The organism is Bacillus sp. FSL H8-0547 (assembly GCA_038002745.1).
Classification (GTDB): Bacteria; Bacillota; Bacilli; order Bacillales; family Bacillaceae; genus Bacillus_P.
The window spans coordinates 1,457,536-1,473,532 of sequence record JBBODD010000001.1; the positions used below are offsets into that span (position 1 = coordinate 1,457,536).

14 protein-coding genes are annotated in these 15,997 nt (G+C 47.2%); 3 read left to right on the forward strand and 11 right to left on the reverse strand.

The features are described from left to right. Nucleotides 1-359: 359 nt before the first annotated feature. The 4 genes from MHB63_07080 to MHB63_07095 form a co-directional block, all read right to left on the reverse strand. Nucleotides 360-1,538 (reverse strand): CamS family sex pheromone protein, encoded by a 1,179-nt coding sequence (locus tag MHB63_07080; GenBank protein ID MEK3806346.1) that lies wholly within the window; start codon nt 1,536-1,538, stop codon nt 360-362. A gap of 40 nt (nt 1,539-1,578) precedes the next feature. Then, the gene (gene ligA / locus MHB63_07085; GenBank protein ID MEK3806347.1) at nt 1,579-3,588 is read right to left on the reverse strand and encodes an NAD-dependent DNA ligase LigA; all 2,010 of its coding nucleotides are present in this window, start codon (nt 3,586-3,588) and stop codon (nt 1,579-1,581) included. A gap of 20 nt (nt 3,589-3,608) precedes the next feature. Next, a complete protein-coding gene (gene pcrA, locus MHB63_07090; protein MEK3806348.1) occupies nt 3,609-5,822 on the reverse strand; it encodes a DNA helicase PcrA in 2,214 nt (737 codons plus the stop codon). 66 nt (nt 5,823-5,888) lie between these two features. Further along, nucleotides 5,889-6,575: a heptaprenylglyceryl phosphate synthase gene (locus MHB63_07095; protein ID MEK3806349.1), complete on the reverse strand. Its 687-nt coding sequence runs from the start codon at nt 6,573-6,575 to the stop codon at nt 5,889-5,891. 167 nt (nt 6,576-6,742) lie between these two features. Between MHB63_07095 and MHB63_07100 the strand changes: the two genes are divergently transcribed. Next, the gene (locus MHB63_07100) at nt 6,743-7,717 is read left to right on the forward strand and encodes a DUF3231 family protein (protein ID MEK3806350.1); all 975 of its coding nucleotides are present in this window, start codon (nt 6,743-6,745) and stop codon (nt 7,715-7,717) included. A 65-nt stretch (nt 7,718-7,782) separates the two neighbouring features. Here MHB63_07100 and MHB63_07105 read toward each other — a convergent pair whose 3' ends face one another. From MHB63_07105 to MHB63_07115, 3 genes are read right to left on the reverse strand one after another with little or no spacing between them, the layout of a single operon-like run. Then, nucleotides 7,783-8,091 carry a YerC/YecD family TrpR-related protein gene (locus MHB63_07105; protein ID MEK3806351.1) on the reverse strand — a complete coding sequence of 103 codons (309 nt, stop codon included), beginning with the start codon at nt 8,089-8,091 and terminating at the stop codon, nt 7,783-7,785. A gap of 23 nt (nt 8,092-8,114) precedes the next feature. Beyond that, nucleotides 8,115-9,140 (reverse strand): DUF3048 domain-containing protein, encoded by a 1,026-nt coding sequence (locus tag MHB63_07110; protein MEK3806352.1) that lies wholly within the window; start codon nt 9,138-9,140, stop codon nt 8,115-8,117. A gap of 33 nt (nt 9,141-9,173) precedes the next feature. Then, nucleotides 9,174-10,907: an adenine deaminase C-terminal domain-containing protein gene (locus tag MHB63_07115; protein ID MEK3806353.1), complete on the reverse strand. Its 1,734-nt coding sequence runs from the start codon at nt 10,905-10,907 to the stop codon at nt 9,174-9,176. 212 nt (nt 10,908-11,119) lie between these two features. Here MHB63_07115 and MHB63_07120 point away from each other — a divergent pair, with 212 nt between their 5' ends. Together MHB63_07120 and MHB63_07125 are read left to right on the forward strand one after the other, a co-directional pair. Then, nucleotides 11,120-11,362 carry a DUF2892 domain-containing protein gene (locus MHB63_07120; protein ID MEK3806354.1) on the forward strand — a complete coding sequence of 81 codons (243 nt, stop codon included), beginning with the start codon at nt 11,120-11,122 and terminating at the stop codon, nt 11,360-11,362. A gap of 77 nt (nt 11,363-11,439) precedes the next feature. Next, on the forward strand, nt 11,440-11,535 hold the full coding sequence (locus MHB63_07125) for an EYxxD motif small membrane protein (GenBank protein MEK3806355.1): 96 nt from the start codon (nt 11,440-11,442) through the stop codon (nt 11,533-11,535). Here the strand turns inward: MHB63_07125 and purD are convergent. The 4 genes from purD to purM are packed head-to-tail and all read right to left on the reverse strand — an operon-like array spanning nt 11,516 to nt 15,996. Further along, nucleotides 11,516-12,784 (reverse strand): phosphoribosylamine--glycine ligase, encoded by a 1,269-nt coding sequence (purD, locus tag MHB63_07130; GenBank protein ID MEK3806356.1) that lies wholly within the window; start codon nt 12,782-12,784, stop codon nt 11,516-11,518. The genes MHB63_07125 and purD overlap by 20 nt on opposite strands. A 52-nt stretch (nt 12,785-12,836) precedes the next feature. Next, nucleotides 12,837-14,375 (reverse strand): bifunctional phosphoribosylaminoimidazolecarboxamide formyltransferase/IMP cyclohydrolase, encoded by a 1,539-nt coding sequence (gene purH / locus MHB63_07135; GenBank protein ID MEK3806357.1) that lies wholly within the window; start codon nt 14,373-14,375, stop codon nt 12,837-12,839. A gap of 2 nt (nt 14,376-14,377) precedes the next feature. Continuing rightward, on the reverse strand, nt 14,378-14,959 hold the full coding sequence (gene purN, locus MHB63_07140; protein MEK3806358.1) for a phosphoribosylglycinamide formyltransferase: 582 nt from the start codon (nt 14,957-14,959) through the stop codon (nt 14,378-14,380). Continuing rightward, nucleotides 14,956-15,996, reverse strand: a complete 1,041-nt coding sequence (gene purM, locus MHB63_07145; GenBank protein MEK3806359.1) for a phosphoribosylformylglycinamidine cyclo-ligase — start codon at nt 15,994-15,996, stop codon at nt 14,956-14,958. Before purM ends, purN begins: the two co-directional genes overlap by 4 nt. Nucleotide 15,997: the final 1 nt, after the last annotated feature.

The following is a 15,997-nucleotide window of genomic DNA, read 5'->3' on the forward strand; positions in this document are numbered from 1 at the left end:
TTGTGCTGCATAGTATCACCTATTAATTAAACGTTTGTTTAAGTGTATTATACCCCTCTGCTGCTCAGTCTGTAAGCGTTTGGATTGTTAAAGCGCTGATTTGGATTGTTAGAAGGTGTTTTTGGATTGTTAGAGAAAGAGTTCGGATTGTTGAACGTTCAGTTTGGATTGTAAGGCACGAATCCATGCCATTCGGCCATGCAGATTATCCTGCCAGGCGCACCCAGCATGGTTTTCAGCCTTTTCTAATCGTTTTTAACCAGAGATCACTGCTTTAGACAGAGTTCGAATGACTTTTTAGTAAGCAACAGATACATAAAAAAAAAGCCACCCCGCATACCGCAGGATGGCTTTTACTCTTATTGATAAATATGCACAGTCGGTTTTTCCTGGCCCGGCTTGCGGACGATCAGGGCTTCCTGGCCGCTTGTGGAGGTAATGTTTACTTCAACCGAAACGTAGTCCGGGAAGTAGTCCACGACTTTACCTGTTGCAAACTGCGTAAATGCAATCACTTCTGATTTTCCGTAAAACTGCATCGGAATGTCAATTTTCAGTTCCTGCATCTCTTCGCCTTTGTAGAAGGCTTTGCCGATAACACCTGTGTAGTTCGGGAAGAAGTCGTCAATGTCCTGTTTGAAGCGTTCAAACAAGTTGGCATCCTCGCGGTAGTTTTCCGTTCCTTCAGGTGACGGGAAGAAGACGTATTCTTCATTTACGCTGTCCCATTTGCCGATTGAACTGCTTCCTCCGTCAACGACAGTGCTTGCAATAAAGCTGCCTGGCACGATCGAGGATTTTGGTGCCTGTTTATAAAGGGCAATGACCACAGGCACTCTTTCAAGGCCTTTTTGGCTTCTGACGCGCTTGATGACCTCTGCGGCCATTTTCTTGCCTTCTGCCTCTAACTGGCTGTCAGGAATTTTGTACTCACGCTGAGGCTCTCCTACGGCTTCACGGTAATAATGAACTGAGTTCATCGCAAGTCCGATGACGACTCCCCCCAGCTCGACCGTATTTTCGCCTTTTCGGACCAAGTAGTTATGCTCAAGCATATGAGCCAAATAAATCGGGCTTTTTTCGTTCTGCTGGATATAATCGCCTTCTGATGATTTCGGCGGGTTAAGTCCTTCATTTTTAAAATTCTTGTCACTTTTTTTCTTATCTTCAAGCTCTTTTCCTTCAAGCTTTCTTCCAAGCCATGAACGGACTGTTTTCTCATCCAGGTACTGTCCTTCCTGATACAGATGGTTATCAGGCGGGAATTCTTCCTGAGCCATTCTCATGAGGCCTGTTTCAAACTCATCAATATCAAGACGGGTGTTAATATTCTCTGCAACAAGACCTCTAGCTTTGCCCTCTTTAAAAGGCAGGATCATTTTATAGTAGGAGTCTGAAATGTTGTACTTTGGAATGATCGCTTTTTCTGTTGAATCATCTTCCGTTTCCTGTACAAGCTCCTCCTCTTCACCAAAGCTCGGTGCGCAGGCTGACAAAAACAGGCAGCCTGCAAGCAGTATAACTATTCCTTTTTTCAAGTTGGAACACACCTCTTTTAGTTTCTCCTCAGAAAGAAATCTATTTTTTCAGCTCTTCAATTAAGCGCTCTTCATCCCAAATCTCAATGCCCAGCTCCTGCGCTTTTGCAAGCTTGCTGCCTGCATCTTCCCCGGCTACGACCAGATCTGTTTTCTTGCTTACGCTTCCCGCTGCCTTGCCGCCTAGCGCTTCAATTTTCTCTTTCGCTTCATTGCGGGACATCTGCTCAAGCTTCCCTGTCAGCACGACAGTCTTGCCTGCAAAGAAGGAATCGGATTCCTCAGGTCTTACAAGCTTTGGACCGAGATATGACATATTCACGCCGCAGGATTTGAGCTCTGAAATCAGTTCATTCATTTCTTCCTGGTCAAAATAAGTAACAACGGCGTCCGCCATTTTGTCCCCGATTTCATCAACTGCAATAATCTCATCCCTTGAGGCAGATTGCAACCGGTCCATCGTCTCAAAATGCTGCGCAAGCGTCTTTGCTGCCTTTGCCCCGATAAAGCGGATGCCAAGCCCGAACAGAAGTCTCTCAAGGGAATTCTTTTTGGAGTTTTCAATTGCCTGCAGAAGGTTGTCCGCTGATTTTTCGCCCATCCGCTCAAGCTCCAGAAGCTGTTCTCTCTGTAGGCGGTAAAGATCCGCTACATCTTCAATCAGGTTTTCCTTGAAAAGCTGGGCAATGACGCGTTCTCCAAGACCGTCAATGTTCATTGCGTTTCGGGAGACGAAGTGAATAAGTCCTTCGCGGATTTGAGCCGGACATTTTGGATTGATGCAGCGGAGTGCGACCTCCCCTTCAATCCGCACTAGCTCACTTTCGCACTCAGGACAGTGGGTCGGCATAGTAAATTCTGTTTCGTCCCCAGTTCTGTGCTCAGGCAGGACGTTTACGACTTCCGGAATAATGTCCCCCGCTTTTTTCACAATGACATAGTCGCCAAGGCGAATGTCTTTTTCACGGATCAGGTCTTCATTGTGCAGGGATGCACGTTTGACTGTCGTGCCGGCAACACGGACCGGCTCAAGAATCGCAGTCGGCGTCACCACGCCCGTTCGTCCCACATTGAGTTCAATATCAAGCAGCTTTGTCATGACTTCCTCGGCAGGAAACTTGTACGCAATCGCCCAGCGCGGGCTTTTTGCCGTAAATCCGAGAGCTTTCTGCTGTTCAATGGAATCCACTTTTATGACAATCCCGTCGATCTCATACGGCAGACTTGTCCGTTTTTCCTGATGGGCTGCAATCAGCTCGATGACTTCATCAATTGATTCGCATCTCCGGCGTTCGGTATTGGTCTTAAAACCAAGTTCTTCAAGCGCATCAAGGCCAGCACTCTGGGTTTTGGCGCCTGTTTCTTCCCCGAGGTCTGCAATACTATAGACGAAAATATTCAGATTTCGTTTCGCTGCAATTTTAGGATCCAGCTGGCGGAGAGAGCCTGCCGCGGCATTTCGCGGGTTGGCAAACGGCTCTTCCTCGAGCTGTATTTTCACTTCGTTTAATTTTTCAAAAGAGGATTTCGGCATATAGGCTTCGCCGCGCACCTCGATGGAAAGGTTTTTCTTAAGCTTCAGCGGAATGGACCGGATGGTTTTCAGGTTTTCGGTAATATCTTCGCCGGTCGTACCGTCCCCCCGTGTTGCACCGCGCACGAATGCTCCATTTTCATAAGTAAGGGAAACAGCCAGACCGTCAATTTTAAGCTCAACCATATAGTGAACATCATCACCGACTGCCTGCCTCACACGGCGATCAAAATCGCGGAGATCCTGCTCATTGAACGCATTTCCGAGACTGAGCATAGGTGTCTGATGCTGAACCTTTTTAAAGCCTTCAAGAATCTCGCCGCCAACCCGCTGAGTCGGGGAATCCGGAGTCTTGAATTCAGGGAAACGTTCTTCAATGTCAATCAGCTCATGCAAAAGCTGATCGTATTCAGAATCCGGAACAGTCGGTTTATCCAGCACGTGATATTCATAGTTGTACTTGTTTAATAAGTCATGCAGGGTTTCTGCACGCTGTTTGGCTGTATTCATATCCATCCCTTGGTCCAATCCTTTCACTACTGTACTTTTTTAATAGGAGCAAATTTAGCAAGCAGGCGTTTGATGCCGACAGGGCTTGGGAATGCAATATCAAGCTCCTTGCCCTCTCCTTCGCCTTTTACGCTGACAACAGTGCCGATGCCCCATTTTTTATGTTCTGCCTTGCTGCCGACGCTCCAGGCGATTTCATCTCCGCCTGTAGAGGCTGCAATCGGTCTTGTAACGGCAGGTCTCCGTTCAGGCCGTGCTTTTGCACCAAATGGCGAAGGGCTCTTTTTCACTTCATTCAGATTTTCAATCAGTGCAGACGGAATTTCAGATATAAATCTTGATTCGGGGTTCATGCTCGTCCGGCCGAAGAGAGTCCTCATTTTCGCATTTGTAATAAACAGCTCTTTTTCTGCACGGGTAATGCCTACATAGGCAAGGCGGCGCTCCTCTTCCATTTCCGCTTCTTCCATAAGAGAACGGCTGTGAGGGAAGACGCCTTCTTCAACGCCCATCAGAAAGACAACCGGGAACTCAAGGCCCTTGGCAGAATGAAGGGTCATTAACACGACCGCTTCTTTAGAGGCTTCCTCATCATCATCTAATTTATCAATATCCGCCACTAAAGCAAGATCGGTCAGGAAGGCAACAAGGCTCTTATCCTCACTGTTCTTTTCAAAGTTCTGCGTAACAGACAGGAACTCGTCGATATTCTCAAGGCGGCTTTGCGCTTCAATCGTTTTCTCCGTTTTCAGCATCTCGCGGTAGCCTGTTTTCTCAATCACTTCTTCTGCAAGCTCCGTGACAGACAGGTAGTCCTGCATATTGGCCATGTTCCGGATCAGTTCACGGAAATCAACCATGGCACTTACTACACGTGCACTGACGCCGGCAAACTCAATCTGTTCAATCGCCCCGAAGAGGGACAGATCATTGTCTGCTGCATACTGGGCAATCCGGTCAACGGAAGTCGCTCCAACACCGCGTTTCGGCACGTTTATGACGCGCGCCAGACTGATGTCATCATCCGGGTTTGCAATCAGTCTCATATAAGCGAGGATATCCTTAATCTCTTTTCTGTCATAGAACTTGATGCCGCCGACAATCGTGTAATTGATGTTCGACTTCAGCAGAATTTCCTCGATGACACGGGACTGGGCGTTCGTTCTGTAAAGAATCGCAAAGTCTGAAAGCTTTCTTCCCTGAGAGGAGACAAGCTGATTGATTTTGCCCGCCACAAACTGTCCTTCCGCCGACTCGCTGTCCGCGCGGTAGTAGCTGATTTTCTGTCCTTCATCGTTTTCTGTCCAGAGATTTTTCGCCTTGCGGTTCATGTTGTTTTTGATCACGCCGTTTGCCGCTTCAAGAATGCGCTGTGTCGAGCGGTAGTTCTGCTCAAGCAGAATCACACTGGCAGACGGATAATCTTTTTCAAAAGAGAGGATATTCGCAATATCTGCTCCGCGCCAGCGGTAAATCGACTGGTCAGAGTCTCCGACTACGCACAGATTCTGAAAGCGCGATGCAAGCATTTTAACGAGAAGATACTGCGCTCTGTTCGTATCCTGGTACTCATCCACGTGAATATACTGAAATTTGCGCTGGTAAAATTCAAGTACTTCAGGCACACGCTGAAACAGCTGAATCGTAGTCATAATCAAGTCATCAAAATCAAGCGACTGGTTTTTCAGCAGTTTTTTCTGATAGTCCTTGTATACATCGCTTGCAACCTGCTCATACATGCCGCCTGCTGTTTTTTCAAATTCCTCGGGAGTGATCAGTTCATTCTTCGCACTGCTGATGCTTCCAAGAAGGCTGCGGGGATCAAATTTCTTCGGGTCAATATTCCGGTCTTTCAAGATCTGCTTAATAACGGACAGCTGATCTGTCGTATCCAGAATCGAGAAGTTTCTGCTGATGCCGATCCGGTCGATGTCACGCCTTAAAATTCTTACACACATCGAGTGGAAGGTAGAAATCCAGATATCATCTGCTCCGGGTCCAAGCAGCTTTCCGATACGCTCCTTCATTTCCCTTGCCGCTTTATTTGTAAAAGTAATCGCAAGGATATTCCACGGAGCGACTCCCTTTTCAACCATCAGGTACGCGATTCTTCTTGTGAGAACGCTTGTCTTTCCGCTCCCTGCGCCTGCCATGATTAAGAGCGGTCCATCCGTTGCCTTGACCGCTTCCTTTTGCATGTCATTCAAGCCATTTAATAATTGATCTGTTAAAAATTGCACGTTCCGGACACCACCTTATATCAAACATATGTTCTTATTTTATCTCAACACCTGCGTGTTATGCAATTATGGTTTTACTGCTTTTACCGTTTTCATTGCAGCTTCCAGGTTCTCATAAATAATGTTGCCGACAACAACTGTATCGGCATGCTCGGCCATTTCAGCTGCCTGTTCAGGCGTCTGAATACCGCCTCCGTAAAACAGCTTTGTCTCAGAAAGCACTTTGCCTGCCGCTTCCACAACATTCACATCGCCATAAGTTCCGCTGTACTCCAGATAGAAAATCGGCATGTGAAACATGTTTTCAGCCAGTCTGGCGTATGAGACCACATCATCAGCAGTCAATTCAGTCCTTGCATCTGTGAGCTTTGCTGCTTTGCAGTCCCCGTTCAGAATGCAGTACCCTTCCACGAGGAGCTCATCCCAGTTCATAAGATCTCCATATTCTTTAACCGCCTCATGATGCAGCCCCATAACCCACTTTGCATCCCTGCTGTTCATGACAGACGGAATGAAATACAAATCAAATCCGGGCATGATCGACTCAATCTCTGATACTTCTAGCACACACGGCACAAGGTATCTTCTAATTCGGGACATTAAGTTTAACACATTATCCATCGTCACATTGTCGCTTCCCCCGACAATGATGGCGTCTGTTCCTGACTCACATATTCTCTCGAGTGCCTCGTCGCTTATTTCTTTATCGGGATCGAGTTTGAATACATGCTTCCACTCGCTCACATCATACATAGCCGTTCCTCCTAACAATCAGGTTCCATTCAAACATTATATCAAATTAATGCCCTGCAAAAAACGCACAGGTGCTATGAAGGTTTTGACAATCTGATTACGTTTTGCCTCATATGTTCATAATTCTGTCTTCCAATGAAGAAACTAATTCTATGGAGGGATGGAACTTGAAGAATAATTATCCGCTCAGTTCGTCCGAAATAGGGACGCTGTGGCTTACATACCAGGAAAAAACAATGATTTTGCGCATATTGGAATACTTCATGGAAAAATCAGATGACCAGCAGGCCAAAAATATTATGGGCGGCCTCTGGCAGGAGCTGAGTATTTACGTTATCAAAATGAAAGATATTTTTGAGCAGGAAGGTGTGGCAATTCCACGGGGATTTACGGCGACAGATGTAAACCTGCAGGCCCCAAAGCTATTTGATAACGGATTTGACATTATGTTTCTCCGCATTTTAAAAGAAGTCAGCATGGGGATGTACACCCTTAATATGAACATGGCGTACCGCGATGACGTAATGTCTATTTATGAAGGACTTACGACAATTACACAAAAAGTTTACAAGCTTTCCACACATTATCTTTTGGAGAATGGGATTTTAACCCTCCCGCCTTTGGTGGAAAAGCCAAAAACGGCTGAGTTTATTAAAGATGAATCGTATCTTGACGGCTTTCCGTTTTTCAAAGACAGCCGCGCACTGAACGACATTGAAATCGGAAATCTTCATCACGGCATCGAAACGAACAATATCGGCATGCTTCTGGTTACAGGATTTGCGCAGTGCTCAGCAACTCCAGAGATTAAGGACTACTTTTTAAAAGGAAGAAAGCTTGCAAAAAAACAAATTGAAACCTTCGAAAAACTGCTTCTGGAGAGCAATGTGCAGTTCTCAGCAGGAGCAGGCGGCACCGTGACCTCCTCTGCCGTTGCGCCGTTTTCGGAAAAACTGATGATGTTCTGCGTTTACCTGCTGAACGGATTCGGCCTCGTCGGCAGCAGTTTCGGGACCATTTTCAGTCTGCGCAGCGACATTTCGCTGAAAACAGCTTTGATTGGAAAGGATATTTACTTTTATGCAAATGAAGGAATTAAGCTGATGATTGAAAATGGATGGTTTGAAGAGCCGCCTAAGTAATTAGAATAAACTTTATATGAAGTAATCCAAAATAAAAAGGCTGAACAAGTTCAGCCTTTTTGCTATTAAGATTCTTTCGGCTCCTGTGCGCCGATGCGCTCAAGAGCCATCGTATAGGCGTCGTTGCCGTAGTTCAGGCAGCGTTTAACACGCGAGATCGTTGCTGTGCTTGCGCCTGTCTCTGTTTCAATTTTATGATAAGTAAAGCCTTCGCGGAGCATGCGCGCCACTTCTAGACGCTGGGCTAGTGACTGAATTTCGTTTACTGTGCAGAGATCATCGAAAAATCGATAGCATTCATCCAGATTTTTAAGTGAGAGGACAGATTCAAATAATTGGTCAAGTTCTTTTCCCCGTAATTTTTCGATTTGCATGTTGATTCTCCTTTTTAAAAGATTTAGTGGAGGGTCACTTGATTGAGATGGGGCACGATGCTGATCCATGTTTTCCCCGGAACAAGCTCCACCTGCTCTCCGTTCAGATACGGAAGGATCCTTCCGTCCGCATTGCGCCATTCTACCTCGCGGCTGACGCCATGCTGAAGGAGGATTGCTTTGCCGCCCTCCGTAAGGTTAATGGACCTTCTTCCTTGTTTATCCATAATTTCGTGAGTCATTTCAGCAATAAGTACATTACTGGGTGCTACAGCTTCATCTGATTGAAGATCTTTAGTCTGTTCGGTGCTATATCTGAAATAGGTCTGTGATTGTTTGTCATAAATAAACTGCGATTCAAAAGTGTCAGATTTATCGTAGCGGATGACGGCCTCAGTTGCGGATTTCCCCTGAAGTTTCTTTCCTTCCGCCGTTTTCATAAACGGCAGCGGGTCCGGCCTCTGCGAAAGATCCGCTTTATTCAGCTCTGCACCTTTTTTTATATTTTCGGATGAGATATAAGAATTGTGCGGGGCTTTCCTGAAATCTGCCCTTTCAAAAAGCGTGCCGTCGTAAAACATACCGTTTAAGAAGTCATGGTTTCCGTCTTCAAGCAGTTCGCGCGCCTGAGGGCTCCATCCGTGGCTTATGAATAAAGCATTGTAGCCGTCGGCAAGATCAACATAATATTCTCTTGCACTCCGGACCGGACCGATCATCTCCGGAAGCTCGCTTTGATAGATGGCTAAAAACCTTGTGATGCTGCCTTCTGCAAGCACTTCATAGACAATGTCCGCTTTATGGAGTCCTGACTGCGGCCGGGCTGCAGGGTGATTGTTGATCATCACGGCAAAAGCACGGTTTCCCATGTTCTCTGAAGGAAAACCCGTCAGAGGATAGCTGCTTACTTCTTCAGCAGGAGCTGATGGTTCCTGCTTTTTCACGCTTGGATTTGGAACACTGTTCTCTTCTTTAACGCATGCTGTGCACAATGCGAGCAGCATAACTGCCGCTAACAGCCGCTGTAAGTTCTTCTTGATGGTTTTCACGTAAGTTTGACCCCTTTTGCTTCCTTTTATATTTTAACGCATTATCGGCGGAAAGAGTATTATTTTTTTGAGCACATCATAGATCCCCGCTGGCGTTATTCTGATATAAGGCAAATGAGTCGATAAGAGGAAAAACAGGGAGTAAACAGGGTCCCCGAACAGATAGCCTCTTTCCGCCAAAAGCCTTCTGAACGTCTCTTCCTGCTGAACCACTTCTTCAAACGGCTGCAAAGATGCTCCGCCGCATATTCCAAGCGGAATTTCGTGCAGAACGTCTCCTTTTTCCGCTAGAACAATCCCTCCGCCAAGCTCCTTCATCCTCTGAAAAGCAGTAATTATATCGTGCTTGCTTTTTCCGATGAGAATAATGTCACCTGTTGTTGAGTATGAGCTTGCAAGTCCCCCGAGACTTGAGGCAAATCCTTTCAGCATGGTGTTGATTCTCCATTTCCCTCTTTTATCAATGAGAGCGAGAAAGCATTCATCGTGGCTGTCACTGAGCTCATCCAAGGAATGATCAGCCGTGATCCTGTATGGCTCGATGATTACGTCATTTTTCATCTTCAGGCCCATAGCCATTGAAAATTGCAGATCATCAAGGGAGAGAGACCAATTCAGCTGCAGAGGTTCAAGTCCTGTCTGTTTCCAGTCATAAGGAGGAAACTCAGCTGCTGCTCCAGCTTTTTTAAGCCACTTTCCTTTTGCCAGCACACTGACAGGAAGCGGCTGTTCAATCGCTGAAAGGATATTCAGATTGGCCATTCTTCCAGGCGCGACCGCCCCCGTCACTTCTTCCATCCTGTAATAACGGGCGGCATTGAAGCTTGCCATATGGTAGGCATCAATTGCAGGAATTCCGCTTTCCATCGCCATTTTTATCAGACTGTCCATCATGCCGTCCTTATAAAAATGCGGCGTTGATCCGTCTGTTGTAAAAAGGAAGTGATCATACGAAGTGATTTCTTTCTCCCGTATGCCTTTAAGCAGCTCTGGCAGATCCGGCCTGATGGATGAATGGCGCAGGGCTACCGTATAGCCGAGAGAAAGTCTTTCAACTACATCTTCGCCTGTCATCGCCTCGTGGTCACAATCTGCACCGAAAAGCTTCATTTTGGTAAGCGTACCGGCAGAAGCACCCGGAAAATGCCCCTCTATCCGCTTTCCCTTTCCTTTTATCTCCTTCATCCACGACAGCATGAGATCATCATCCTGCAACAGCTTAGGCCAGCCGGTTAATTCGCCGCCTTGAATAACATATTCAGAATCCATCCATTTTTTCATAAAATCCAGCGATAAAATATCGGTTTCATCCGGTACTTCCGTTTGCAGGTCAAACCGTGCCCACCAGTAATACTGAACTTGGCGGCGATTGATTTCCTCCACAAAAGAAAACGCTTTCTTTTTATCGGACTGAAAAAGCAGAAATAAATTATCACAGATCATGCTTGTTGTGCCGAACTGCGACACATACTCTCCGAAAGAAAGGGGATTATAAAGTTGAAACGGGTGTGCATGCGGCTCTATATAGCCGGGTACAATAAACAGCCCTTCACATTCCGCTGTTTCTTTTGCGGAAGCAGGCAGATTGTTTCCTATATAAACAATCCGGTCATCTTTAATCCAAATATGGGCCTTCACCCATCTCTTTAAGTAAGAGTTCAGATAGGTACCATTTTTCAGCAAAAGATCCGGCTGCTTCTGTCCGGAAGCTGCATCAATATGGCCTCTGATCTCCCGTATCTTCCACGGAGCATTTGGCTTTGGCATGACAGCACCTCCCTGAAGGTCTTTTCATTATGGTAACATATTCAATTTATTAACGCAGTAATTAAGAAAAGAGGAATCGCTCGTTTAGCTCCGGGAGTCAGATAAGGAAGCGGCGGAAAAGGCGCTTTTTGCCTTTGCCGACGATTCCGTTCTGACAGAGGAGTTGAGCGATGGAACTAGACACTAATTACCAAAAAAGGAGTCTGATCTTTATGAAACCAAACATCGGCATCGTTAATGGCCTGGTCCGCATCACAATTGGACTTTTCCTGCTCTCATGGGCATCTGCCAAATATTCAAAGAAGCCATGGAAAGAATCTGCCCTGCTTGTCATGCTGCTCGGCGCCATGAAAGTCGGGGAAGGTATCCTGCGTTTCTGTCCGCTCACGTTTATGTATCAGGAGTATAAAAAAGAGGATTTGGAGTTTGAGGATAAGACTTATAACCCTTCCTAAGAACAAATAACCCCCAAATCATCATTTGGGGGTTTGCTTAAATAGATCATCAATCAAAAGAGGTGAACATCTTGATTATGGAATACCTGACTGACATGTCGTTTGTACTGGCCCTTCTGATCGGCAGCATTGTGGCGCTGCTGTTTGTGTATGTTAAGAAAAGACGTGCTTAGTCGCTTTTGCTCCGATGTCCTTGCGGTAGAACAGGGCATCTGAAGCTACCTCAGACACGTATTCATACACTTGTGTCTGCGCTTCAAGCAGATCGCTTCCGTATGCGACGACTGCAAGGACTCTGCCGCCGTCTGTTACATACTGCTGGTCTTCTTTTTTTGTGCCTGCATGGAACAACGCCCCCTGCTCAAACCCCGGCAGAAGCGAACCGATTGCTTCGCCCTTGATGTACGCATCCGGGTAGCCTTTTGAAGCAAGAACGACTCCGATCACCGCTTCATCGCGCCACTTCAGTTCTGCTTTTTTTCCGTCGAGAATATCAAGCAGCACTTCAATCAAATCGGATTCAAGACGCGGAAGGACCACCTGTGTTTCCGGGTCGCCGAAGCGTGCGTTGAATTCAATCACCTTGGGACCTTCAGCCGTTAAAATCAGACCGGCATACAAAATCCCTGTAAATGGGGTGCCGTTTGCAATCATTCCGCAGGCAGCCGGCTTCAGCACGGTTTCAACTGCCTGCAAAACAGAAGCATCCGGTATTTGGGGAACAGGTGAATATGCCCCCATGCCGCCTGTGTTCGGACCTTCATCGTGGTCGTATGCCCGCTTGTGATCCTGGGCGATGACCATTGGATAAACGTCCTCACCGTTTACAAACGCCATTAGTGAAAACTCTTCCCCTTCAAGGAATTCCTCAATGACGACCGAGCTGCTCGCCTCTCCGAATTTAGCATCCTCAAGAAATTCCCGGAGACAATTGACCGCTTCCTCCACTGTCAGAGCAACGGTCACGCCTTTTCCTGCCGCGAGACCATCTGCTTTAATAACGATTGGCGCTCCTTTTTCAAGGACATACTGCTTTGCTTCCTCAAATGAGGTAAAGGACTGATACGCTGCTGTCGGAATGCTGTTTTTTTGCATAAGTTCCTTGGCGAATTTCTTGCTGCCTTCAATAAGCGCAGCCGCTTTTGTCGGGCCGAAAACCTTCAATCCCGCTTCCTGAAAAGCATCGACAACGCCATTTAAAAGCGGTACTTCCGGACCGACAATGGTAAGGCCCACTTGATTTTCAAGCGCAAAAGCAACGAGCTCCCGCGTATTCGTTTCCTCAATCGCAACAAGCTCGGCAACCGTGCTCATCCCGTCGTTTCCAGGTGCAGCGAACACTTTGTCTGCAAGCTTGCTTTGCGATGCCTTCCAGGCGATTGCATGTTCACGGCCTCCGCGGCCAATGATCAGAATGTTCATTGTTCCACCTCGCTAAAGTAAGCGTGCGGGCCATATGCCGCACGCCCAAAGATTAATGTTTAAAATGTCTTACACCTGTAAACACCATGGCAATGCCGTATTCATCTGCTTTTTTGATTGAATCCTCATCTTTAATGGATCCGCCCGGCTGAATGATCGCCGTAACACCCGCTTTTGCTGCCGCTTCCACTGTGTCGCTCATAGGGAAGAACGCGTCAGAGCCCATCGCACTGCCTTTTGCAAGTGCACCCGCCTGCTCAATAGCAATATTTGCTGCGCCGACACGGTTCATCTGGCCTGCGCCAACACCGATTGTCATCTGATTTTTAGCAAGAACGATCGCGTTCGACTTCACATGCTTAACGACCTTCCAGGCAAGCTTGAGGTCTTCCCACTCCTGCTCAGACGGCTCGCGCTTTGTAGGAATGGTGATTTTGGCATCGTCAAATGACAGCGTGTCCTCATCCTGTACAAGAAGTCCGCCATGAATAGAGGTAACCTGCTGATCCTGCGCTTCTGCACCAAGTACATCCAAAGTCAGAAGGCGAAGGTTTTTCTTGGATGTTAAAATCTCAAGAGCTTCCTCGCTAAAGGAAGGCGCGATGACGATTTCAAGGAAAATTTCATGAAGTTTGTGCGCCGTATCCGCATCAACCTCATGATTCAGAGCAATGATGCCTCCGAAAATCGATGTCGGATCTGCTTCGTATGCGCGCGTGAACGCTTCAAAGATTGTTCCTCCTGTACCGACGCCGCAAGGGTTCATATGCTTAACAGCAACAGCTGCAGGCTGCGTGAATTCTCTTACGATTTGAAGAGCGGCATCCGCATCTTTAATATTGTTGTAAGATAGCTCCTTGCCGTGAAGCTGAACCGCTTCTGCAATCGAAACGGTGCCTGCAAGCGGCTTTTTATAGAACGTCGCTTTTTGATGCGGATTTTCGCCGTAGCGGAGCGACTGTTTTTTCTCGTATGTGTATGTGACCGTTTCAGGATCTTCCTCGCCTACTGCGTTTGTTAAAAACTCTGCAATCAGCGCATCATAGGAAGCTGTGTGGCGAAAGACTTTCGCAGCAAGCTTTTGCTTGGATGCAAGAGAGACTGCCTTCTCCGCTTTGATTTGCTCAAGAACGTCTGCATAATCTGCTGGATCAACAACAACCGTTACGTCCTGGTGATTTTTCGCAGCCGAGCGCAGCATGGTCGGTCCGCCAATATCGATATTTTCAATCGCATCATCGAACGTTACATCCTTTTTGGAGATCGTTTCTTTAAAAGGATAAAGGTTTACGACTACAAGATCGATTGGAAGAATGCTGTTTTCTTCAAGCTGCTTCATATGATCCGGATTGCTGCGGACGGCAAGCAAGCCGCCGTGAATGTTTGGATGAAGCGTTTTGACGCGGCCATCCATGATTTCAGGAAATCCGGTCACTTCGGAAATGCCTGTCACCTTCACGTTGTTCTCCTGAAGCAGTTTTTTCGTGCCGCCGGTTGAAATCACTTCAATGCCCTGCTCAACAAGTCCGGCTGCGAACGGAATAATGCCTTCTTTATCTGAAACACTGACAAGTGCCCGTTTGATTGTCATAGTTACACCTCTAGTTTTCGTTTTTGGAAAAGAGACTGCAGAACATGCGGAAAATAGGCATGTTCAAGCTGATGGATTTTTTCTGATAGCGTTTCAATCGTATCTGCATCTTCCACCTCAACGGCCTTCTGCGCAATAATAGGTCCCGTGTCCATGCCTGCATCTACAAAGTGTACCGTAATGCCGGTGACTTTTACGCCTGCGCGAAAAGCCTGGCCGATGGCATCCTTGCCCGGAAAAGCAGGCAGAAGCGACGGATGAAGATTTATGATGCGATCAGGGCAGGCAGAAAGAAGCGTCTCACCAATCAGTCTCATATACCCTGCAAGTATCACATAGTTTACACCATACTGTTCAAGCTGGCGAAGAATCAGCGTCTCAAAGGCTGCTTTGCTGCTGAATTCCTTCGGTGAAAACTCAAACACCGGAATGTTTTCCTTCTGCGCACGTTCAACAACCCTTGCTCCCGGTCTGTCGCATACTAGAAGGACAACCTCCGCCTCAAGCTTTCCACTCTTGATTTCATTCAGGATCGCCTGAAAATTCGAGCCCGATCCTGAAGCAAATACGGCGATTTTCATCATGAGAGAGCGCCTCCGCCGAACGTGACCCCATGGCCCTCTTTTACACGGCCGATGATAAAGGCTTTTTCGCCGTTCTTCTCAATCTCGCTGATGACTGCGTGCATTTGGCTGTAGTCTACTGCAAGCACAAACCCGATGCCCATATTGAAAATGTTAAACATTTCTTCCTGGCTGAGCGATCCTTTTTCCTGAAGCAGCCCGAACACAGCCGGTATCGGCCATGAGCCAAAGTCGATTTCAGCGCTGAGTCCCTCAGGAAGCATTCTTGGGATATTTTCAATAAAACCGCCGCCCGTAATGTGGGCCATGCCGTCCACTTTATATTTTTTCAGCACGTTAAGGACCGGCTTTACATAAATTTTTGTTGGAGTGAGAAGCTCTTGGCCGAGAGGTTTATCAAGCGGCTGAACGTTCTCATCAAGAGATAAGCCGCCGTCTTCAAGCAAGATTTTACGCACAAGAGAGAAGCCGTTGCTGTGAAGGCCGCTTGAAGCAAGGCCAATCAGCACATGGCCGGCACGGATCTTCTCACCGGTAACAATGTCTTCCTTTTCCGCTGCGCCAACTGAAAAGCCCGCGATATCATACTCTTCACCGTCATAAAGGCCCGGCATCTCAGCCGTTTCACCGCCGACAAGCGCGCAGCCTGCCTGCTCGCACCCGTCTGCAACGCCTTTGACGATCTGTTCAATCTTTGCAGGCTCCGCCTTTCCAAGAGCAAGATAGTCCAGGAAAAAAAGGGGCTCTGCGCCCTGTGCAAGAATATCGTTCACACACATGGCAACCGCATCCACCCCGATGGTATCATGCCGGTTCATCTGAAAAGCAAGCTTGAGCTTTGTGCCGACCCCGTCTGTTCCTGAAACAAGGACAGGCTGTTTAAGTTTCAGCTCAGAAAGGTCGAACATGCCGCCGAAGCCGCCGAGGCTTCCCATGACGCCTTTTCTCATTGTTTTTGCGACATGCTTTTTCATTCGCGAAACAGCTTCATACCCTGCTTCGATATCTACGCCTGCCTGCTTATATGCGTTTGACATC

Bases quoted from the DNA above. Each gene is read 5' to 3' on its own strand.
- MHB63_07095 (MEK3806349.1), bottom strand. From the start codon at position 6,575: ATGTATGATGTGAGCGAGTGGAAGCATGTATTCAAACTCGATCCCGAT.
- ligA (MEK3806347.1), bottom strand. From the start codon at position 3,588: ATGGATATGAATACAGCCAAACAGCGTGCAGAAACCCTGCATGACTTA.
- MHB63_07120 (MEK3806354.1), top strand. From the start codon at position 11,120: ATGAAACCAAACATCGGCATCGTTAATGGCCTGGTCCGCATCACAATT.
- MHB63_07105 (MEK3806351.1), bottom strand. From the start codon at position 8,091: ATGCAAATCGAAAAATTACGGGGAAAAGAACTTGACCAATTATTTGAA.
- purM (MEK3806359.1), bottom strand. From the start codon at position 15,996: ATGTCAAACGCATATAAGCAGGCAGGCGTAGATATCGAAGCAGGGTAT.
- purH (MEK3806357.1), bottom strand. From the start codon at position 14,375: ATGACAATCAAACGGGCACTTGTCAGTGTTTCAGATAAAGAAGGCATT.
- purD (MEK3806356.1), bottom strand. From the start codon at position 12,784: ATGAACATTCTGATCATTGGCCGCGGAGGCCGTGAACATGCAATCGCC.
- MHB63_07125 (MEK3806355.1), top strand. From the start codon at position 11,440: ATGGAATACCTGACTGACATGTCGTTTGTACTGGCCCTTCTGATCGGC.
- purN (MEK3806358.1), bottom strand. From the start codon at position 14,959: ATGATGAAAATCGCCGTATTTGCTTCAGGATCGGGCTCGAATTTTCAG.
- MHB63_07115 (MEK3806353.1), bottom strand. From the start codon at position 10,907: ATGCCAAAGCCAAATGCTCCGTGGAAGATACGGGAGATCAGAGGCCAT.